Raw genomic sequence first — 21,303 nt, 5'->3', positions numbered from 1 at the left:
TTGGGATGGCTTCAGGCCTGGGCCGATCATGGACGCGGGTATTGATCCCGTCTAATCTAACTTGGCATTCGATTGATACCTGGATTAGATCAATGTTCGAACTGACTCAGCTGCGTTGCTTTACCACCGTGGCCACCGAATTGAATTTCCGCCGCGCCGCCGAGCGACTGAACATGACCCAACCGCCGCTCAGCCGGCAGATTCAGTTGTTGGAGCATCACCTGGGGGTTGAGCTGTTCACCCGCAGCACCCGCAGCGTCGCCCTCACCGCCGCCGGCCGCGCGTTCTTCATCGAAGCGCAGAACCTGCTGGAGCGCGCCCAGCAAGCGGCGGTGACCGCCCGGCGCTTTGCCGAGGGCGACATCGGCACCGTTAACATAAGTTTCGTTGGCAGCGCGGTGTACGAGTTCCTGCCCAAGGTCATTGCCGAAGCACGGCTCACACAGCCCCACGTCAAAATCGACTTGTCGGAAATGAACACCTACCAGCAACACGAAGCCTTGCGCGCCCGCCGCATCGACCTGGGCATCGCCCGCGCGCCGTTGCTGGAACCCGGTTACTCCACCGAATGCCTGGTACGCGAGCCCTTTGTGCTGGCGGTGCCGAGCACCCATCCATTGGCCACGGCTGCCACCGTATCGGTCAAGGACCTCGACGCCCAACCGTTCCTGATGTATTCCCACGCCGCCTACCCGCCCTTCAACGAACTGCTGACCGGCACGCTGCGCTCGGCCCGCGTCGCTCCGGATTATGTGCAATGGCTCGGCTCGTCCCTGACCATCCTCGCCCTGGTCAACGCCGCCATGGGCCTGGCCCTGGTGCCCCGCTGCGCCACCAGCGTGGTGTTCAAGAACGTGGTGTTCCGCGACATCGACCTGGGCGAGGGGGTGCAAAGCGAATTGCACCTGATCTGGCGCGAGAACAACGACAACCCGGCGTTCGCGATGTTGCTGGAGGGGATTCGGCGGGCGGTGCGTGAGGGGTGGGGCTCCTAGATCCGTGATCTCATCGACAACACAGCCTCCACTGTGGGAGCGAGCCTGCTCGCGAAGAGGGAGTGTCAGTCACATCATCTGTACCTGATACACCGCTTTCGCGAGCAGGCTCGCTCCCACAGGGTTCGGTGTCGCTCGCCATGAGCTGGTGCATCCCGAACGAACATCGCAATAAAAAAGTGCATGAAAACGGTAGTTTCTGTAGGAGCCGGCTTGCTGGCGAATACGGCAGCCCAGTCAACAATGCGGTGCCAGATACGCCGCCATCGCCAGCAAGCCGGCTCCTACAGATTTAAATGCCTGTTCTGGCCCGCCACTTGCAATACCCGATACGCAGTCAACGCAGATTGCACTTATACGACAAAGGCGCCGTGTAACCCCCGTTTCGATGGAGGGTCGCATGGCGCCTTTTGCGTTTCTGGATGGATCAAGTGTTGGCAGGGTTTGAAGATGGCAGACAAAACCGTGCGTAGCGTGTGCCCCTATTGTGGCGTGGGCTGCGGCATCGTCATGCAGGTCGAGGGCAATCGGGTGGTCAAGGTCGTCGGCGACAAGGCCCACCCGACCAATTTTGGCCGGCTCTGCACCAAGGGCACGACCTGCGGGCAGGCGATCGCCGAGTCGGGCCGGATGGAAAATGCCTACCTGCGCCAGGCCCGTGACCGGGACCCGGTGCGGGTCACCATGGACAAGGCCATCAGCGAGACGGCCAGCCGGCTGCGCAATATTCTGGATACCCACGGGCCCGATGCATTGGCGTTCTATGTGTCGGGGCAGATGTCGCTGGAAGCCCAATACCTGATCAACAAACTGGCCAAGGGATTTGTCCGCACCCACAACATCGAATCCAACTCGCGCCTGTGCATGGCCAGCGCCGGCAGCGGCTACAAGCTCTCGCTCGGTTCCGACGGGCCGCCCGGTTCCTATGAGGATTTCGACAAGGCGGACCTGTTCTTCGTGATCGGCGCCAACATGGCCGACTGTCACCCGATTCTGTTCCTGCGCATGATGGACCGGGTCAAGACCGGGGCAAAATTGATCGTGGTCGATCCACGGCGCAGCGCCACGGCGGACAAGGCCGGCCTGTTCCTGCAAATCCGCCCCGGCACCGACCTGGCATTGCTCAATGGCCTGCTGCACCTGCTGGTGAAAAACGGCCACACCGACCCGGACTTCATCGCCTCGTTCACCGAAGGCTGGGAGGTCATGCCGGCATTCCTCGAGGATTACCCACCAGAAAAAGTCGCGGCACTCACCGGCCTTGCCGAGGCGGATATTCGCCTGGCTGCCGAATCCATTGGCCAGGCGGCCAACTGGATGAGCTGCTGGACCATGGGCCTGAACCAAAGTACCCACGGCACCTGGAACACCAATGCCCTGTGCAACCTGCACCTGGCCACGGGTGCAATCTGCCGCCCCGGCAGCGGGCCGTTTTCCCTGACCGGGCAACCCAACGCCATGGGCGGTCGGGAGATGGGCTACATGGGCCCCGGCCTGCCGGGCCAGCGTTCGGTGCTGGTCGAGGCGGACCGGGGGTTCATCGAGGATTTGTGGAGCATCCCCCGCGGCAGCCTGCCCCGCACCGTCGGCGGTGGCACCGTGGCGATGTTCGAGGACATGAGCGCGGGCCGGATCAAGGCTTGCTGGATCATCTGCACCAACCCCGTGGCGTCGGTGCCCAACCGCCGAAACGTGATCGAGGGCTTGCAGGCCGCCGAACTGGTCATCACCCAGGATGCCTTCCTCGACACCGAGACCAACCGCTACGCCGACATCCTCCTGCCCGGTGCACTCTGGGCCGAGGCCGAAGGCGTGATGATCAACTCCGAACGCAACCTGACGCTGATGCAACAAGCCGTGGAGCCCCCCGGCGAAGCGCTGGCCGACTGGCAGATCATCGCCCGGGTCGCGTGTGAAATGGGCTTTGCCGAAGCCTTCACCTATGCCTCTTGCGCTGAAGTATTCGAAGAGATCAAGCGCGCCTGGAACCCCAAGACCGGTTATGACATTCGGGGGGCGAGCCATGCGCGCCTGCGGGAAAAACCGTTGCAATGGCCGTGCGCTTCGGATGACGCCGAAGATCGCAATCCGATCCGCTACCTCAACACCGGCGTGAGCCAGACACTCAAGACCGACGCCGATGGCAGCCGGCCGGCGATCGTGTTCGCCACCGAGCGCGGCAAGGGGATTTTCCTCCCCCGCCCGCACATGTCGCCCGCCGAGATGCCGGATGAACATTTCCCTTTCGTGCTCAACACCGGGCGCTTGCAACACCAGTGGCACACCCTGACCAAGACCGGCAAGGTGGCGACCCTGAACAAGCTCAACCCCGGGCCCTTCATCGAGATCCATCCGGAAGATGCCGCCCGCTTCGGCATACGCGACAAGGACCCGGTCGAAGTGCGCTCCGTGCGTGGCCGGGCCGTGCTGCCGGCGGTGGTGACCGACCGGGTGCGCCAGGGCAATTGCTTTGCGCCGTTTCACTGGAACGATGTGTTCGGAGAAAACCTGGCGATCAATGCCGTCACCCACGACGCGGTCGATCCAATCTCACAGCAGCCTGAATTCAAGTTCTGCGCGGTCGCCCTGCAACGGGTCGAACTGATCGAGCACCAGTTCCTCGAAGTGCCCGCGCCGGCTTTCGACAAACCGTCCCCCGTTTCCCCCTTGCCAGAGGAACCTGCCATGTCGTCTATCGAGGCCTTTGCCGATATCGCCGGTATCAGTCGCCTGCCCTCACCGAAGCTCAATGAACAGGAACGCCTGTATCTCGCCGGTTTTCTCAGTGGCCTGCAATCCACGGCAGGCCGTCAGGCGGGTGGCGTACCGGCCCTGCCCGCCAACGCGCCCCTGGCCAGCGACACCCGACTGTGGCTGGACGGTGTGTTGGGTGGGTTGTTCAGCCGGGTCGATTGCGCCTCGCCAGCACTGGCCGACAGCGGCGAATCAACCACGCCCCCGCCTGCGGTGACGCTGCTGTGGGCCTCGCAAACGGGGAATGCCGAAGGCTTGGCCGAACGTTTTGCTTCACGGTTGCGGGACAAGGGTATCGCCGTCGAACTGAGCGCGATGGCCGATTTTCCCGCCAGCAAACTGGCAAATACACAAACCCTGGCCATTATCAGCAGTACCTTTGGTGACGGCGATGCGCCGGACAATGGAGAAGGTTTCTGGAATAGCCTCTGCAGTGCCCAGACACCTCTGAAGTCCTTGCGTTTCGCGGTTCTGGCGTTGGGTGATCGCAACTATGACCAGTTCTGCCAGCACGGCAAAAAACTGGATCAGCGTCTGCAGGAACTGGGCGCCACACGGCTGCTGGACCGGGTCGATTGCGACACGGAATTCGAGGCGCGGGCGGATCAGTGGCTGGCGCAATTCCAACAATCGCTGCAACCGATAACAGTGGAGCCATCACCGGCCGCTGTCACCCGCCCCCTCGCAACGCCCTGCAAGGCCACCCCCTATGCCTCACGCTTGTTGAGCAACCTGCACCTGAACCAGCAGAGCCTCAACAAGGAAACCCGAATGTTTTCCCTGGCGCTGGACGATTCCGGGCTGCAATACCAGGCCGGCGATGCCTTGGGGGTTTTGCCGCGCAACTGCCCGGAACTGGTCGGTGAAATGCTGCAATTGACGGGGTTGAACGCCGACACATTGGTCAACATCGACAAGGTCGGTGAACGGCCATTGCTTCAGGCCCTGAGCGAGCACTTTGAAATCGCCCGGCCCAACAGCGACACCCTCGCCTTCATCGCCGAACGCAGCCGCAATCCGGGGTTGAAACAACTGCTGGGCAGCGAGCGCAAGGCCGAACTGAAAGACTGGTTGTGGGGCCGACAACTGGCAGACGTGTTGCAGGAGTACCCTGTCGACTGCACGGCCAGTGAGCTGCTGGGCACCCTCAAGCGTCTGCAACCCCGGCTGTATTCCATTTCCTCCAGCCCCAAGGCGCACCCGCAGGAAGTTCATCTGACAGTGGCTGCCGTGCGCTACGGCAAGCGCAAAGGCGTGTCCTCGACCTTCCTCGCCGACCGCGCCGAAAACACGACCGTCCCTGTGTTCCTGCAACCGTCGAAGCACTTCCGCGCGCCAACCGATGGCGACTCGCCAATGATCATGATCGGCCCCGGAACCGGCGTGGCGCCGTTTCGTGCTTTCCTGCAAGAACGTCGCGCCCGGGGCGACAAGGGCAAGAACTGGCTGTTCTTCGGTGAACAACACGCCGCCACTGATTTTTACTACCGCGATGAACTGCAAGGCATGCACCGCGATGGCCTGCTGACTGAACTCAGCCTGGCGTTCTCCCGGGATCAGGCACAGAAAATCTACGTGCAGGATCGCATCCGCGAACAGGGTGCCGAACTGTGGCGCTGGCTACAGGAAGGTGCGCAGTTATACGTCTGCGGGGATGCAAGCTACATGGCCAGGGATGTCGACCAGGCACTGCGCCGGATCGCCCAGGATCATGGCGGATTGTGCACCGAAGGCGCTGCGGATTACTGGCGCCAGTTGAGCGAGCAGAAACGGTATTTGCGGGATGTTTATTGATGGGTTGCCGACAAACCTGTGGGAGCGGGCTTGCTCCCACATTGATGTGCGGCTGCCAGCACTCACGACCGTTGATCCGAGATTTCGCTTTCAGCCAATAAAAACATATTTGTATGCTTAAATTGATATTGTCGTTCCCACCAACACGAGGGTGCCGTCATGAATATCAAGGTATTGGCTCTGATCCTGCTGGCTTTCTGCGCGCAACCGGCCTGGAGCGCAACGCCCGCCGCCTCCCCCACCGCCGACAGCCCGGCACTGACCACGCGCCTGGCGCTGCGTGACTTGTGGGTCGAGCACATCTTCTGGATCAGGACCTACGCACAGGCCAATCAATCCGCCGACCAAAAGCAAGCCAAGGTCGCCGCGGACCAAGTGGTCGACAACGCCACCAAAATCGCCAACAGCATCGCCCCGCTCTACGGCCAGCCGGCGGCGGATCAGCTGCTCAAGTTGCTTGCCGGTCACTGGGGCGCGGTGAAACACTACAGCGACGCCACGGTGGCCAAGGACGCCAAGGGCAAACAGGCCGCCGTCACTGAGTTGACCAGCAATGCCAAGGCGATTGCAGCGTTCCTGGCCGGTGCCAACCCGAACCTGCCGGAGGCGACGCTGGTGAATATGTTGTCGGCCCATGGCGGCCATCACGTGGCCCAGATCGATGAGTTCGCCGCCCACGATTACGCCGGTGAAGCGCGCACCTGGTCGATGATGCGCACGCATATCCTGGCGCTGGCCGACGCGTTGACCGCGGCACTGGTCAAGCAATTCCCGGACAAGTTCTGACACCACGCGGGGCATACCTACCATGCTGGAAGGACTGGGCCGGACGCAGCAAGACTTGCTCAATGCGTTGCTGCACCATGCGGGCGGCATGAGCATCGACGAGTTGGCTGACCATCTGTCCGTCACGCGCACGGCGATTCGCCAACACCTGGCGGCGCTGGAGCGTGACGGCCTGGTGCTGCGCGGCGAAACCCGCCCGACGGGACGGCGACCGGAGCAGCTGTATCGGCTCACCGACCATGCCAGGGAACAATTCCCTCGCCAGTATCAGCTGCTGGCCAACGCGCTGATCAATGAAGTGGCCGACATCATCGGCCCCGAGGCCCTGGCGACGCTGATGCGCAGCCTGGGCCGCAAACTGGCCCTGGACCGCGAGCAGGGCGTTGTCGATGAAGCGAAGATCGTGGAGCACATGAATCAGGCCGGTTATGAGGCCGAGGTGTTCTTTCGCTCATCCGACGATGCGCAAATCGTCGCCCACAACTGCGTGTTCCATCGCCTGGCCGCGGCCCACCCGGTGGTCTGCGAGCTGGACCTGGCGTTGATCGGCACCCTGGGCGGCGGTGAAGTCGAGCACACCGAATGCATGGTTCGCGGCGGTCACGTCTGCCGTTTCAAACTGCGGCCGATCGAACCTGCCCGGAAGGATGAAACCGAATAGGCCCGTCCTCCCGCTACGTTCGTCGGACACTCGAGCGCATCAGAAAATATCCCCTCCTGCCCCTTGAACTAGTTTCGGGGCGCCAGTCTAAAACCGGCGATTGATCTTCCTCCCAACCGTCGTCATCTCATCAGAGTTGTCCGCCCCATGCGCCAAACCGCCCTCGCCTTGCGCTTCACTTCGCTGTGCCTGCTGTTCTCCCTGCCCCTGATCACCAACCCCGCCCACGCCGGTGCGGAGCGAGAGCTGGTGGACGCCATCAATGATTACCGCGCCCATCCCCAGGGCTGCGAACGCCGTCCCGGCCAACGCCTGGCACCGCTGGCACTGAAATCCAGCCTGGCGTTGCCGGTGGGTTATGGCGGTGGTTTGCGGGAAAGACTGAAGGATTCCGGGTATCAGGCGGTGGCGGTGCGCAGCATTCGTGTGGTGGGCGCGCGCGATGCCGATGAGGCGTTCGATCTGATGCAGAGCGAACACTGCTCCGCCTTGCTCGACAGCCAATATGCCGATGTCGGGGTCAGCCGCAGCCGGGGTGAATGGCAAGTGGTGCTGGCGCAGCCGGTCATGAGCAGTCAATTGAACGATACGCGCAGCGTCGGCAAAACCTTGCTGGCGCAGGTAAACGCGGCCCGCGCAAAACCACGCCTGTGCGGTCGCCAGCGCTTCGCCGCCGCCCGGCCACTGGCCTGGAACCCCAACCTCGGCGCTGCAGCACAGGGGCACAGCAAGGCAATGGCCTACGGCAACTACTTCGCTCACCGCGATCCCGATGGTGAGATGCCCGCCGACCGGGCCAGAGCCGCGGGTTACCGTGGTCGGCAGATTGGCGAAAACATCGCCGCCGGCCAGGGCTCACCGAGCCAGGCCATGGCCGGCTGGCTGGCCAGCCCCGGGCATTGCGCCAACTTGATGAACCCGATGTTTACCCAGGTGGGTGCGGGCTTCGCGACGCAAGCGCGCAGTGATGAAGGGGTTTACTGGACGATGTTGTTTGGGGCGCCTTGAGGGTGACTGCTTGAATTTCTATTGACTGTGATGCCGCTTTCGCGAGCAGGCTCGCTCCCACAGGGAACTTTGGTGAACACAAAATCTGTGTACACACCGGTCCATTGTGGGAGCGAGCCTGCTCGCGAAGGCGATCGCTGCCCCACCAAAAATCTCCGGGATGGCGGGCCTCTTCATTGCAGAACCCATCCGGCCTTTACTTGACCAGCCGTGTTTCCTTTGATGGCCGATAGCCGAAATAAGCGCTGTAGCACTTGCTGAAGTGGCTGGGCGACACGAAACCACAGGCCACCGACACCTCAACAATGCTCAACGTGGTGTGCTGTAGCAAACGCCGTGCTTCAGTGATCCGCAAATCCATGTAGTAGCGCTGGGGCGTGGTGCCCAGTTGCTCCTTGAACAGCCGCTCGATCTGCCGCCGGGAGCGCCCCGCATATTCGCAAAGCGCTTCCATCTCCAGCGGCTCTTCGAGGTTGGCGTCCATCAGGTTGACCACCTCCCGCAGCGGGCCACAGACCGAGGCATTCAGCGACGGCTTTATGCGCCGGTAACGCGAAGCCTCGAACGCCAGGATATCTTCAATGCCGTCGGTCAACGCCTTGTCGTGCAATCCCCTGATCCACTCGAGTGCCATGTAGAACGTACCGTTTGGACTGGAGGCGGTCAGGCGGTCGCGGTCCACCACATAGGCTTCGCTGGTGACTTGGGTCAGCTTGGCGATTTCTGCCAGCGCCGGGCGATGTTCGGGGTGAATCGCACAGCGATAGCCGTCAAGCAAACCGGCCCGCCCGAGAAACCAGGCGCCGTTCCACACACCCGCCAGCGTAACCCCCTGCTCGGCGGCATCATGCAGGAGGTTGATCAACGCCTCGTCGGCCTTGAGCGCGGTGCGGTAACCGCCGCACACCACCAGCAAATCCAGTTCCTGGATCTCGGCGTGACTGAGGCTGGCATCGGGTCGGATCACCAACCCCAGATCGCTGATCACTTCCCCTTCGCTCAATCCAAAGGTTTTCGTTGAAAACAGCTCGGGGCGCAACAGGTTGGCGGTGACGATCGTGTCGAGCGCCTGGGTGAACGCCGGCAACGAAAAATGCTCCAGCAACAGAAAGCCCGCCCGGGCCCGGACTGACTGGCCTTCGTGCTCATTGAGGTAGCGCAGGTTTTTACCCTTCATGCCACCGCTGAACTGACGTCGCTCTACCAACGCACGCCTCGCTTCGTCGTGTTGACGACCATGTGATTCAACGCCTTGATATCTGTCGCTCCTGACCGCAAAAAACGAAGCCGGCGAACCCGAATTTGCTCGCTGCGTGCTCTGTTTACTCAAGTTGAGACCCGTGAGCAAGCGAATCACTACAAAACCGCAACAAACGCCATCGACATCACTGGCTCTATCGATTGCCCCTGCCTACGCTTGCCGAAGCGATATCCGCGGAGGCCCGCCCATGCGCAGGACCGTGCTGCCCATTTTGCTGTGGCTCGCTGCTGCCCTGGAAAAGTGGCCCTGCCGCCTCCGCTGTAACAGCAAACCTGACCCTGTCCAGTTAAAGTAGCGCGACATACTTCAGGGAATCATCTTGCATGGAAGAACTACATCGGGGCAGCTGCCTGTGTGGCGCAGTCAAATACGGCGTATCGACCGAGCTGTAAGCCGTCACCCATTGCCATTGCAACAAGTGCCAAAAGGGACATGGCGCAGCCTTCGCCACTTATGCAAGCGCTCCTGCGTCGGCGGTATCAATTCTGACTGGCAGTGAGTCGCTCAAGGGCTATGAGTCATCCGAAGGCGTCACTCGCCAGTTCTGCTCCAACTGCGGCTCTTCGCTGTTCTGGTGTGATTCGAAGGGATCGTTTTCACAGTGGATGTCGATTGCCATCGCTACGCTGGATACGCCGTTCCAGGTACGCAAGCAGAAACACAGCTGCGTCGATTCGAAAGCGAGTTGGTATGAGATAGCAGATCGGCACCCACAAACGAGTTGGTATGAGATAGCAGATCGGCACCCACAAACGAGTTGAGCGTCAAATCAGACGCCCGATGAAGGACGACGAACCGCCCTCACCCGCCCACTGCTGCCACCGCCACAGAAAAACCGCTCGCCACCATCGGACTCAAGTCCGGAGACCCCGATGCCTGCCGGCATCTTCAGGCTCTCAAGCACCTCGCCGGTGTTCGAATCGACGCGGCGCAATTCGCTTTCATCTCCCTCCCACGTGCCATGCCACAACGCACCCTCGACCCAGGTCACGCCGGTGACAAAGCGGTTGGATTCCAGGGTGCGCAGGATCGCTCCGCTTTCGGGGTCGATCTGATGGATTTTGCGTTCGCGGTACTGGCCCACCCACAGCGTGCCTTCGGCCCAGGTCAGCCCTGAGTCGTTGCCGCCACCGGGTGCCGGGATGGTGGAAAGTACGCGACCGGTCTGAGGGTCGATTTTCTGGATGCGGTCCTCGGCGATCTGGAACAGATGCTTGCCATCGAAGGCGGTGCCGGCATGGGCGGCGACGTCGATCGAGCGCAGGATCCGGCCGCTCTCGGGGTCCAGGGCGTTTAGCTTGTCGGTGGTTGCAAACCACACTTGCTTGCCGTCCCAGGTGACGCCGTGTACGGCGTCGACACCTTCGATGGGGCCATAGTCACGGAGGATTTCGGCGGCTGACTGTTTCATGTGGGTGTTCCTCTTCAGGGGTTGGTGGCGTTCATCCTAGCCACCGGGCAACGGAACCGGGAGTAACAAGGTCGTCGCGAAACCGGGGACCGGCGGGGTCAGCCAACGCCGTGCCCGCCCCTGTCCGAACGACTGCACCTTGCCCGATTCGGCCAGCGTATCGAGGGTCCGCTGGACGGTGCGCTGGCTGCTCCCCAATGCCAGCGCCAAGGCCGAACTCGACCATGCCTCGCCGTCGCTGAGCAAGGCGAACACCGCTGCATGTTTTTCTTCAACCGGTGGGGTGAGCAGGACAACGTCGGGTGAAACCTGCAAGACCAGTGCATAGCCGCGTTGGGTAGCGCTCACACCGGCCAAGGGTTTGAGTGCCGCCCGTAACCGGCCGATTTCGACCCGCAGCCGGGCACGATGGGATTCATCGCTGAGCTTCAGGCGAAAGGCCCTGGCGATGAGTGTTTCCCGTGGCACATCGTGCGGCCAGGCTTCGGCCAGTGATCGCACGAGCGTGAAGAGGATCGGCCGCGTCGACAGCGACACCGACATGCCCGCACCGCGCACGAGGTAACGACAGGCGTCCACCACCAGCGAGGTCGAGGCCAGCAACGCCTCCACCTCGTCGAGCAGCAACGGTCGCTCTTCACCCAGGGTCAGCCAATACGCGGCGGGACTGTCGAGTATGCGAACGGCACTGTCGACTTCCGCCACCAGCGCGGGAATGGCGGATTGCCGGGCGGCGAGTTCGGCTCTGGCGAGAGCCGCGCGGGCGGTTTGTGATTGCAGGTGCCGCATGGCGATCCCCGCCGACACCAGCTCATGGGTCGCCCGCAATGGCGGCGGCAGGGTTGCCGGGTCAAGTCGGGCGAGTTTTTCCTGTGCCTCCTCGAGCTGGCCGATCAGCAACAGGCGGCGGATATCCAGATACCGCGCATGGGCGGCATTTACCCAATCCCCGTGAGTCTCCAGCGTGTGTTGTGCCGCGTAGAGTGCTTTCACCGGCCAACCGAGGTACCGTGAAGCCAGTGCGATCTCGGCTTCGGCGACGATGCACCGCGCCCTGGCTACCACCTCCTTCGGCCCGAACGCCCGCGCCGCCCGACGTACCAGCGCCTTGGCCCGCAGCAGATCGCCCAGTTGCGCCATGGCAATCCCGCGCAGCGCCAGCGCGGGTGCATCCTCGCGCAACGCAACCCGGTCCAGTGCGCCGAGCGGATCACCGGCCGCCAGTGCCTGGGCGGCGGCTGTGATCAGCGAGTCCATTGCAGTCCTGCCATGGGAATCACTCCAGCGGTGGATAGTCGCTTGAGTCTATCTCAGAGAGTTCTCTGCGCAGGACGCCGCGGGATTTTCTGCGACTGTTCCGACGTCTTCGCTGGCAAGCCAGCTCCTACCGGGGAATGCGCACTCCAACCGCTCGTCGCCAGGTACAAAAATACCCGTTGACGCCGATTGGGTTCTGCGGGACTATCACTTCCATCGGATGCGATCTAAACGCACACGACACTAAATCAAACCAAAATGTACCACCGAGGATTCACCCATGAGCAAGATCGAAAAAGTACTGGCCACCGGCAAAACCCACACCATCTTGAACAGCGCCGGCTACACCTCGCGCGGCCATAACGGCAACCTCGATATCGAACTGTCGTCGCCCGGTTCCGCCCAGCCGGCCCACGTGTTCACCGCCACCCAGCCCCACCCGAAAGCCGAGCAATTGTTCGCCGGCGCCTGGTCGGCCTGCTACACCGCCGCCGTCGGTCTGGTGGCCCAGGAACGCAACATCGTGCTGCCAGCGGACATGGCCGTCGACATCGAAGTCGACCTGGGCCAGACTGGTCCGGCCTACTTCCTTCAGGCCCGACTGACCCTGCGCGTTCCGGGGCTGGCCCAAGATGTTGCGACCGAACTGGCGCACATCGCAGATTCCATCTGCCCCTACTCCAAAGCCACACGCGGCAATATCGACGTTGCCCTGACCGTAATCACGGCGTGATCTTTTAGCGAATCACTAATATCGCATGCGTTACAAGCGCATGCGATCACACCATACTGTAAATCCGAGGAAATCATCATGAGCAAGATCGAAAAAGTACTGGCCAGCGGCAAAACCCACACCACCCACAACAGTGCCGGCTACACCTCGCGCGGCCACAACGGCAGCCTCGACATCGAACTGTCGTCGCCTGGCAGCGCCACACCGGCCCACGTGTTCACCGGTGTCCAGCCGCACCCGAAAGCCGAGCAACTGTTCGCCGGGGCCTGGTCGGCCTGCTACATCGCAGCGGTCGGCCTGGCAGCCCAACAGTTGAAGGTGACACTGCCGGCCGATACAGCCGTCGACATCGAAGTCGACCTTGGCCAGACCGGTGCGGAGTATTTCCTCCAGGCTCGCCTGACCCTGCGTGCACCGGGCCTGGAACAGGGCATCGCCACTGAACTGGCGCACATCGCGCACTCCATCTGCCCGTACTCCAAGGCCACCCGCAACAACATTGACGTCACCCTGAATGTCGTCACCGCGTAACGCAACCCACGGCCGGTTCACCAGGCATTCCACCGGGTGAACCGGCCGTCGGCCTTTACACAACTTGAGCTGACTGAAGGATTCAAGCACTTCCGACACCATCGCATCCGACGTATAGTTTCAGCCTGTCAAGACTGGCCATAGAGATCGCCCATGAAAACCACCGACAAGCCATCCGCACTGGATCTGAAGCTCTCCGACTTCCTGTGCTTTGCGGTCTATTCCACCAACCTGGCCTTCGGCAAGGCCTACAAGCCGATGCTCGAACGACTCGGCCTGACCTACACGCAATACATCACCCTGGTGGCGCTGTGGGAGGTCGACAACCAGACCGTGGGCAGCCTCGGTGAAAAGCTGTTTCTCGAATCCAACACCCTGACGCCAATCCTTAAAAAGCTTGAGGCGATGGGGTATCTGCTTCGCCAGCGTGACCCGGAAGATGAGCGTCAGGTGCGGATCAGCCTGACCCCGCAAGGTCGCAAACTTCGCGAAGAACTGACAGAAGACGGCTTTCCGCAAACCGGCCTTGATCCGGATGATTTTGTGCAGATGCAGAAAGCAATCGTGGCGTTGCGCAATAACCTGATTCGCACGACCAACGCAGACAAGTAAGCGCTGATCCAGTGTGGGAGCGAGCCTGCTCGCGAAAGCGGAGTGTCAGTCGACACATGTATTGATTGACACTCCGCTTTCGCGGGCGAGCCCGCTCCCACAGGTTTTAGTGGTGTTTAAAGATTATTTGTCGGACTTGATCGCGGTCCACACCCGCGTGCGCACCCGCTCCAGTTTCTGCGGCAACGGCTGCACGACATACAAGGTTTTCAGTGCTTCGCTGGTCGGCGTCAGGTTCGGGTTACCGGTAATGTCTTTGTTGATCAGCGCCAGCGAGTCTTTGTTGGCGTTGGGATAGCCGAGGAAGTCGCTGATGGGCGCGATGACTTTCGGCTCGAGCAAGGTGTTGAGAAACTCGTGGGCCTCGTCGACGTCCTTCGCGCTTTTCGGAATGGCGAAGGTGTCAAACCAGATCGGTGCGCCCTCCTTCGGCAAGCGCCAGTCGACCACCACACCATTGCCCGCTTCCTTGGCCCGGTTGCCGAACTGGTAGAAGCTGCCGGAGTAACCGATGGCCACGCAAATGTCGCCGTTGGCGATGTCGGTCATGTACTTGGCCGAGTTGAAGTAGGTGACGTAGGGACGAACCTTCAGCATCAACGCCTTGGCTTTTTCGTAGTCATCCGGGTTCTGGCTGTTCGGGTCCAGTCCCAGGTAATGCAGGGCCAGCGGCAGGATTTCCGAAGGCGAGTCGAGCATGGCCACGCCACAGGCCTTGAGCTTTTCCATGTTCTCGGGTTTGAACACCAGGTCCCAACTGTCCACCGGCGCATGCTCGCCCAGCACCGCCTTGACCTTGGCCGGGTTGAAGCCGATCAGCACAGTGCCGTACATATAAGGTACGCCGTACTGGTTGCCGGGATCGTTGGCGTCGAGCAACTTGAGCAGTGCCGGGTCCTGATGCTTCCAGTTGGGCAACTTGGACTTGTCGAGTTTCTGGAACACCCCGGCCTTGATCTGGGTTTCGATGAACTGGTTCGATGGCACCACCAGGTCGTATCCGGAGTTGCCGGTCAGCAGCTTGGCTTCCAGGGACTCGTTGGTGTCGAAGGTGTCCCAGGTCACTTTGATGCCGGTTTGCGTGGCAAAGTCCTTGGGCACGGACGGCAGGATGTAATCCGCCCAGTTATAGACCCTCAACTCGCGCTGTTCGGCGTGCACCGCGCTGGCCAGCAGCGTCAGCCCGCAAACCGTGGCGCCCAGGATGCGTTTCATGGTTTCCATGGATCAGTTCCCCAATGTCAGCTCGTTGATTTTTTATGTTCTATTCACGGCAGCGGCCTGCAAAAAGGCCAAGGGCAAGGAAAATCAGGATTCAGGTTATGGATTCGATGGGTACGGCCAAGAAGCGACCCGGTTCCGATTCTTGCTGACAGCCCGGACGGTTCACAGCGTGAGGCAGGCCAAAAGGAGATCGATATGGCCAATATCCGTGTCCCGATGGATCAGGATGGATCCTTAGCTGGGGGGATAATCTGCGGGCATAAAAAAACGCCAGTCCCGATCGGAACTGGCGTTTCTTGAAGATGGCAGGGGCGGCTGGATTCGAACCAACGCATGGCAGGATCAAAACCTGCTGCCTTACCGCTTGGCGACGCCCCTGCAAAAGTTGCGATGAGTGCCTGGCACTCGATTCCTGATTCACAACCTGTTTAAGGGGCTGTGTTGGAATGCGCGGAAATTTACCAACTTTTGTTTCGCCTGGGAAGCCCCTCGATCACAATTTTTCTTTTAAAACAGCGACTTGTTGTATTCGAAACTGAAAACCGCGGTTAAAGCAGACAATTTCATTATTAGCGTCGCTTAAACAACCGACATTTTTTCGGTGAGGTTTTGCTGCAAATACGCCAGGAAACGGCGCTGGAACAGCATCGTATGCTCGTGCGCCGCCTGCTCGGCTTCGTCTGGCTTGCCGGCGGCGATGGCGTTGACCATTTCATCGTGGTCGCGACCCAGGCGGGTATTGCTCCTGGCGGCGGCGCTAACGATGTAGTCGAAGTGCAAATGCAGCAGACGCTGGCCTTCACCCAGGAGCTTTTCGTAGTAACTGATGAAATACGGATTTTTCCCCGCCTCGGCAATCGCCATGTGAAAGGCCTTGTTGGCCTCGGACATGGCCTGGAAATCGCCGGTATCGACCGCTTCGTGATACGCCGCGTCAGCGTCGCGAATGCGCTGCAGGTCTTCATCGGTACGTTGCAGTGCCGCCAGGCGGGTCACTGCGCGCTGGATCAGATCGAGCGCGGAAATGTAGTTGGGGAATTCTTCGATTTCGAAAGGCGTCACCAGGGTCGTGCGGTTAGGCAGGATGGTGACCAGCCCCTCACTGATCAAACGCGCCAGCGCATCGCGTACCGGCGAGCGGGAAAGGCCGAATTGCGCGGCCAACGACACTTCATCCAGCGGCGTGCCGGGCTTGAGCTTGAGCGTCAGAATCTGCTTGCGCAGTTCTTCGTAGATATAGCGACCGCCATGGCGTTTCGCACCACTGGCGACTTCGTGCATGTCTTTGCTCATAGGATCTTGTTCTCAGGGGTACAGGCCAGTCATCCGACCAGCCCGCAACTTTAACATTGGCCCGGGGATAGTTAAAAACCCTCACCCCAGGTATCGCTCAGCATGAAGCCTGCCGCCAGCGGATCATCCGGGTCGACGCCGATCTGGTGCAGCCCGTAAATCCAGGCACGCCCGGTGACTCTCGGCAGCACTGCGGGCTTACCGCCGACTTCCGTCAGGCCGAGCAGTTCGACGGCGAATTCACCGCCGATGGTGGATCGCGAAGTGAGCATGTCCCCCACCGCCACCAGGCCCCGTGCACTGAGGGTTGCCAGGTTGGCTGAACTGCCGGTCCCGCAGGGCGAACGGTCAACCCGCCCCGGAGGTAACGTGGTACAGGTCTGGTACGTCTTCGCGTCGAGTCGATGACGGAACATTACATAGGCCACCTCGTTGAGTTCCTTGAACAACGGGTGTCTGACATTCACTTGTTCATTGATCAGCCCTTTCAAGCGCACACCCTGCGTTGCCAGTGCGCGGGCGTTCTCGGGGGAGATGGTCAGACCGACTTGATCAACATCAATCAAGGCGTAGTAAACGCCGCCGAAAGCGATGTCGGCCTTGATCAAACCGAACTCGGGCGTCTGGATCGACACGTCCAGTTGCTCGACAAAGGACGGAACCATGTCGAGTGAGACACTGCGGCAGCGCCCGTCCTCGCACAGAGCATGTGCCGTCACCAGACCGGCCGGCGTATCCAGCACCACGGTGGTCATGGGTTCTTGCATCGGCACCATGCCCAGCTCCAGCAAGGCCGTCACCACGCAGATGCAATTACTGCCGGACATCGGGTGTGCCTTGTCCGCCTGCAGCACGATGAAACCCGCCTGGGCCTCGGGTCGGGTCGGTGGCAACAGCAGGTTCACCGACATTTGCAGGCAACCGCGCGGCTCGAGAATCACCAGCCTTCTGAGGCTATCGTCGACTTCGTTGAGGTAGTTCATCTTGTCGAGCATGGTCTTGCCGGGGATATCGATAACCCCGCCGGTGATGACCTTGCCGATTTCGCCTTCGCAATGCACGTCGGCCATTTGCAGCGTCTTTTTCCAGCGCATGGCGGGTTCCTTTACTTGATGTACCAGCCCCACGGCTGCTCACTGTCATAGCGGGTGATCTGCTTGGTTTCCAGGTAGTTGTTCAAGCCCCACTCCCCCAGTTCGCGGCCAATGCCGCTTTGCTTGTAGCCGCCCCACGGGGCTTCGGTAAAGGTCGGTTGCGAGCAGTTGATCCAGACGATACCCGCGCGCAGCCGGCGGGCGACGCGTTCGGCACGCACCAAATCGCGGGACATCACTGCGGCGGCCAGACCAAAACGCGAGTCGTTGGCACTGCGCAACGCCTGGGCTTCATCGTCGAATGGACGCACGCACACCACGGGGCCGAAGATCTCCTCGTTCCAGATCCAGCTGTCCTCTGGCACGTCGGCGAAAATCGCCGGCGTCAGGAAATAGCCCTTTTCGCAGTGCGCCGGACGGGTGCCGCCGGTGAGCAGCGTGGCCCCCTCCTCCTTGCCGCGGGCGATAGCCGCCAGCACCTTGTCATACTGGCCGCGATTGACCAGCGGCCCGAGCAAGACGCCGTCGTGCATGCCGTTGCCGATGCTCAGGCGCTGAGTCTGCTCGACCAGCCGCTTGAGCAGCGGCTCATACAAATCCCGCTGGACCAGCACCCTTGAGGTGGCCGAACACACCTCGCCCTGATTCCAGAAAATCCCGAACATGATCCATTCGACCGCCGCTTCGATATCGCTGTCATCGAAGATGATGAACGGGGACTTGCCGCCCAGTTCCAGGCTGATGTTTTTGATATCCCGAGCAGCGGCCTGCATGATCCGCGTGCCGGTCGGAACGCTGCCGGTAAACGCCAGTTTGTCGATACCCGGATGCTCGCTGAGCGGTGCGCCGGCATCCGGACCGAGACCGGTCACGACATTGAGCACGCCCGCCGGCAAACCGGCCTGATGGGCAATGTCCGCCAGTTCCAGAGCAGTCAGCGGCGTCAGCTCCGACGGCTTGAGCACCATGCAGCAGCCGGCGGCCAGGGCCGGGGCAACTTTCCAGGCTGCCATCAGCATGGGGAAATTCCAGGGGATGATCGCCCCGGCGACACCCACCGGTTCTTTGCGAGCGATTGAACTGAAACGCTCGTCGGCCAGCGAAATATTCTGCTCGCGACGACCATCAAGGTCTTCGGCCAGGCCCGCATAAAAGTCAAAGCACCCGGCCGTATCACCAATGTCCCACAGCGCTTCGGGCAGAGGTTTACCGTTATCCCGCACTTCAAGTTCGGCCAATTCCTGTTGACGCTCGCGAATGCCATTGGCGATGGCCCGCAGAATCGTCGCCCGTTCGGCGCCAGTCATTTGCGGCCAGGTGCCCTCATCAAACGCCCGGCGTGCGGCGTTCACTGCCAGGTCAATATCTTCCGAGGTGGCCGCAGCCACCTGGGCGATGACCGATTCGTCGCTCGGATCAAGGGTGTCAAAGGTGCCGCCGAGCTTGGGGCGAACCCACTGGCCGTCGATATAGAGCTGGTCACGGGATTTCATGCATGGCCTCCAACAAGGGCAAAACGCTTGGCGCTAAAAGGGGTGAGGTCCTGGGCGGGTGTGCGCCCGGCGACCATGTCGGTAATGAGGCGTCCGGTGGTGGCGCCCAGGGTCAGGCCGAGCTGACCGTGGCCGAACGCTAGGAACACATTTGAAAAACGGGCGCTGCGATCGATAACGGGTTTGGTATCGGGCAGAAACGGACGGTAGCCGACGCCGTATTCACTGCTGTCCAGTTGCAGCCGGGGAAGGATCTTGCGGGCCTTTTCCAGAATGATCTCGGCGCGCTTGAAGTTGGGTTCGGCATTCCGGCCGGCGAACTCGATGGTGCCGCCGATCTGCAAGCCGCGGGTCATCGGACTGAAGCAAAAACCGCCATCGGCATAAATCACCGAGTGACGAAACTCCACGCCCGGATTGGGCAACAGCACCTGGTAGCCGGCAATCCCGGCCAGTGGAACCTGCTCACCGAGCTGCTCGAAAAACTGCCGCGAGCCGGTCCCCGCTGCGATCACCACATGATCGGCGGCGAAACGTTCACCGTTGGCGAGCGTGACGCCGCTGGCGCGATCGGCCACTTCATCGATCCGTTTGACCTGCCCGCGTACCCTCGCCCCGCCCTGCTCGATGAAGCTCTGGGTCAGCGCGGCGATAAACCCTTGGGTATCGCTGACCGCGCGCCAGTCCGAAAACAGCAGGCCATGGCTGAATTTGCCGGCCAACGCCGGTTCAAGATCGGCGATGGCGCCAGCGTCCAGCACCTGTGACTTGAAGCCCAGCGCCTTGCGCAGCTCCAGATGCTCACGCTCGTGTTCGATGCCCGAGGGCGTATCGAACACCTCAATGACCGGGCGTTCGCCCATCAACGTCTTGTCCGGGCAAGCCGCCAGCAAAGGCGCATAGTCGTCATAGACATGGTGTGTGAGGGTCGCCATGTCCTGGGCAATTTCGGCAATCTTCGAGTGCCGGGCACAGGCCAGAAAACGCAGGAACCACGGCAATATGCCTGGCAAGGCGCTGGGCCGGAGCGCCAGCGGGCCTTTCTGATCGAGCAGCCAGCCCGGTATTTTTTTCAGGATCCCCGGTTTGGACAGCGGAATGACTTCGCCGACCGCCATCTGCCCGCAACTCCACTTGGCCGTGCTGTCGCCTGCCGCAGCGGGATCGATCAAGGTGACCGCATAGCCTTCCCGTTGCAGATAGAGGGCACAGCAAACGCCAACGATCCCCCCGCCGACCACGACGGCCTTTTCCAGCGGGACGGGGGCTTGTGCAACGGACTGCAGCGGTGTCATAGGGAAGTCTCTTGAGTAGAGGCTGGAGCGGCAAAGTCCTCCAGACTGAAGCCGTCCCACCAGGGTTGGGTATCGTCGACCATAAACTCCGCGCGCCCGGTAATCCACGCCCGTCCTTCGATACTGGGGCGAATCGCCTTGCGGCCGTCCTCCAATTCAAGCTGCTGCGCCACACGGCCGATGAAATAACTGCCGATCAGGCTTTCGTGGCGATAGGCCGCGCCTTGCGCCAGCCAGCCGCGGGCGAAGCGCTGGGCGACCCGGGCCGAGCTGCCGGTCCCGCATGGGGAGCGATCGATCAGACTCGAGCCGGCAATCACCACGGCCCTTCCCTGAGACTCGCCCGACAGCGGCGAACCGGTCCACATGCAATGGTTGACGCCCCTGATCGCCGGGTTTTGCGGATGAACCACCTCCACTGTCCGGTTGATCAGACCCTGTATGTCGCGCCCCCATTCCAGCAGTTGCTGCGGGCTGAAATGCTCGCAACCCAGAAAGTTGGGTTGCACCTCGATAATCGGATAGAAATTGCCGCCGTAGGCAATGTCGACGTTCAACGATCCCAAGGGTGGAAAGTCGATGGTCAAGTCACGGTGCAACAGGAACGACGGGACGTTGGTGAAACACACCGAACTGACTTTGTCGCCGTTGCGGGTGTAAGTGGCGTGAATCTGTCCCGCCGGTACATCCACCACGACCACACCTGGCACCTTTGGCTCGATCAGGCCGGCCTCCAGCGCAAAGGTAATCGAACCCAGGGTGGCATGCCCGCACATCGGCAGGCAGCCCGAGGTCTCGATGAACAACAGACTGAAGTCACTGTCCTCGCGCATCGGCGGATAGAAGATCGTGCCCGACATGTGCGAATGACCTCGCGGTTCGAGCATCAGGGTGCGGCGGATCCAGTCGTACTGCGCCACGAAATGCGCACGCCGCTCGCTCATGGTTTCGCCTTTGAGCGACGGGGCCCCGGCGATCACCATGCGTACCGGCATACCCTCGGTGTGGCCTTCGATACAGTTGAATACGTGTCGGGTCATCTCATCTCACTCCGTAGCGCCGCATCGACCGGGCGTGGCGACCGATGCGGCAGCCAGCCAA

The 21,303-nt window shown here is 61.3% G+C and carries 17 protein-coding genes, 1 tRNA gene and 1 pseudogene; 9 read left to right on the top strand and 10 right to left on the bottom strand.

Features of this window, described 5'->3' with window-relative positions; genetic code table 11:
• Positions 1-92: 92 nt before the first annotated feature.
• The 5 genes from BJ917_RS25665 (at position 93) to BJ917_RS25645 (ending at position 7,998) form a co-directional block, all read left to right on the top strand.
• Positions 93-995, top strand: coding sequence for a LysR family transcriptional regulator (locus BJ917_RS25665; protein WP_096512104.1), 903 nt, complete (start codon positions 93-95; stop codon positions 993-995).
• Between the two features lie 450 nt (positions 996-1,445).
• Positions 1,446-5,543, top strand: a complete 4,098-nt coding sequence (locus BJ917_RS25660; protein WP_121105185.1) for a bifunctional nitrate reductase/sulfite reductase flavoprotein subunit alpha — start codon at positions 1,446-1,448, stop codon at positions 5,541-5,543.
• Positions 5,544-5,702: 159 nt separating this feature from the next.
• Positions 5,703-6,329, top strand: coding sequence for a hypothetical protein (locus tag BJ917_RS25655; protein WP_121105183.1), 627 nt, complete (start codon positions 5,703-5,705; stop codon positions 6,327-6,329).
• A 22-nt stretch (positions 6,330-6,351) separates the two neighbouring features.
• Entirely contained in the window at positions 6,352-6,990 is a 639-nt protein-coding gene (locus BJ917_RS25650; RefSeq protein ID WP_121105181.1) for a metalloregulator ArsR/SmtB family transcription factor, read from the top strand.
• Between the two features lie 147 nt (positions 6,991-7,137).
• Complete coding sequence (locus BJ917_RS25645) at positions 7,138-7,998, top strand: CAP domain-containing protein (RefSeq protein WP_121105179.1); 861 nt, start codon at positions 7,138-7,140, stop codon at positions 7,996-7,998.
• Positions 7,999-8,194: 196 nt separating this feature from the next.
• Here BJ917_RS25645 and BJ917_RS25640 read toward each other — a convergent pair whose 3' ends face one another.
• Positions 8,195-9,205 carry a GlxA family transcriptional regulator gene (locus BJ917_RS25640; protein ID WP_172901616.1) on the bottom strand — a complete coding sequence of 337 codons (1,011 nt, stop codon included), beginning with the start codon at positions 9,203-9,205 and terminating at the stop codon, positions 8,195-8,197.
• Between the two features lie 377 nt (positions 9,206-9,582).
• On the opposite strand from BJ917_RS25640, the pseudogene BJ917_RS25635 reads away from it, so the two are divergent.
• A pseudogene (locus tag BJ917_RS25635) lies at positions 9,583-10,020 on the top strand (GFA family protein).
• 8 nt (positions 10,021-10,028) lie between these two features.
• Here BJ917_RS25635 and BJ917_RS25630 read toward each other — a convergent pair.
• Both BJ917_RS25630 and BJ917_RS25625 read right to left on the bottom strand, forming a co-directional pair.
• Positions 10,029-10,670 carry a PQQ-binding-like beta-propeller repeat protein gene (locus tag BJ917_RS25630; protein ID WP_121105178.1) on the bottom strand — a complete coding sequence of 214 codons (642 nt, stop codon included), beginning with the start codon at positions 10,668-10,670 and terminating at the stop codon, positions 10,029-10,031.
• A 36-nt stretch (positions 10,671-10,706) separates the two neighbouring features.
• Positions 10,707-11,927: a helix-turn-helix domain-containing protein gene (locus tag BJ917_RS25625; protein ID WP_121105176.1), complete on the bottom strand. Its 1,221-nt coding sequence runs from the start codon at positions 11,925-11,927 to the stop codon at positions 10,707-10,709.
• A 280-nt stretch (positions 11,928-12,207) separates the two neighbouring features.
• Here BJ917_RS25625 and BJ917_RS25620 point away from each other — a divergent pair, with 280 nt between their 5' ends.
• The 3 genes from BJ917_RS25620 (at position 12,208) to BJ917_RS25610 (ending at position 13,803) form a co-directional block, all read left to right on the top strand.
• A complete protein-coding gene (locus BJ917_RS25620; protein WP_096512113.1) occupies positions 12,208-12,660 on the top strand; it encodes an Ohr family peroxiredoxin in 453 nt (150 codons plus the stop codon).
• A 78-nt stretch (positions 12,661-12,738) separates the two neighbouring features.
• On the top strand, positions 12,739-13,191 hold the full coding sequence (locus BJ917_RS25615) for an Ohr family peroxiredoxin (protein WP_096512114.1): 453 nt from the start codon (positions 12,739-12,741) through the stop codon (positions 13,189-13,191).
• 153 nt (positions 13,192-13,344) lie between these two features.
• On the top strand, positions 13,345-13,803 hold the full coding sequence (locus BJ917_RS25610; protein WP_096512115.1) for a MarR family winged helix-turn-helix transcriptional regulator: 459 nt from the start codon (positions 13,345-13,347) through the stop codon (positions 13,801-13,803).
• A 123-nt stretch (positions 13,804-13,926) separates the two neighbouring features.
• Here BJ917_RS25610 and BJ917_RS25600 read toward each other — a convergent pair whose 3' ends face one another.
• The 7 genes from BJ917_RS25600 to BJ917_RS25565 form a co-directional block, all read right to left on the bottom strand.
• Positions 13,927-15,027, bottom strand: a complete 1,101-nt coding sequence (locus BJ917_RS25600; protein WP_121105174.1) for a polyamine ABC transporter substrate-binding protein — start codon at positions 15,025-15,027, stop codon at positions 13,927-13,929.
• A 303-nt stretch (positions 15,028-15,330) separates the two neighbouring features.
• Positions 15,331-15,405: transfer RNA gene (locus tag BJ917_RS25590), tRNA-Gln, on the bottom strand.
• A gap of 201 nt (positions 15,406-15,606) precedes the next feature.
• Positions 15,607-16,308: a GntR family transcriptional regulator gene (locus BJ917_RS25585; protein ID WP_246218998.1), complete on the bottom strand. Its 702-nt coding sequence runs from the start codon at positions 16,306-16,308 to the stop codon at positions 15,607-15,609.
• A gap of 83 nt (positions 16,309-16,391) precedes the next feature.
• Positions 16,392-17,414: a proline racemase family protein gene (locus tag BJ917_RS25580; protein WP_121105170.1), complete on the bottom strand. Its 1,023-nt coding sequence runs from the start codon at positions 17,412-17,414 to the stop codon at positions 16,392-16,394.
• An 11-nt stretch (positions 17,415-17,425) separates the two neighbouring features.
• Positions 17,426-18,907 (bottom strand): aldehyde dehydrogenase family protein, encoded by a 1,482-nt coding sequence (locus BJ917_RS25575; RefSeq protein WP_121105168.1) that lies wholly within the window; start codon positions 18,905-18,907, stop codon positions 17,426-17,428.
• Positions 18,904-20,202, bottom strand: a complete 1,299-nt coding sequence (locus tag BJ917_RS25570) for an FAD-binding oxidoreductase (protein ID WP_096512121.1) — start codon at positions 20,200-20,202, stop codon at positions 18,904-18,906. The genes BJ917_RS25575 and BJ917_RS25570 overlap by 4 nt, the downstream gene beginning before the upstream one ends.
• Entirely contained in the window at positions 20,199-21,242 is a 1,044-nt protein-coding gene (locus BJ917_RS25565; protein ID WP_121105166.1) for a 4-hydroxyproline epimerase, read from the bottom strand. Before BJ917_RS25565 ends, BJ917_RS25570 begins: the two co-directional genes overlap by 4 nt.
• Between the last annotated feature and the right edge of the window lie 61 nt (positions 21,243-21,303).

The sequence above is a fragment of the Pseudomonas sp. WPR_5_2 genome, from assembly GCF_003634475.1.
Taxonomy (GTDB): Bacteria; Pseudomonadota; Gammaproteobacteria; order Pseudomonadales; family Pseudomonadaceae; genus Aquipseudomonas; species Aquipseudomonas izuensis.
Note: the sequence above shows the minus strand (reverse complement) of the source record. Positions and strands in the feature narration are given on the sequence as shown.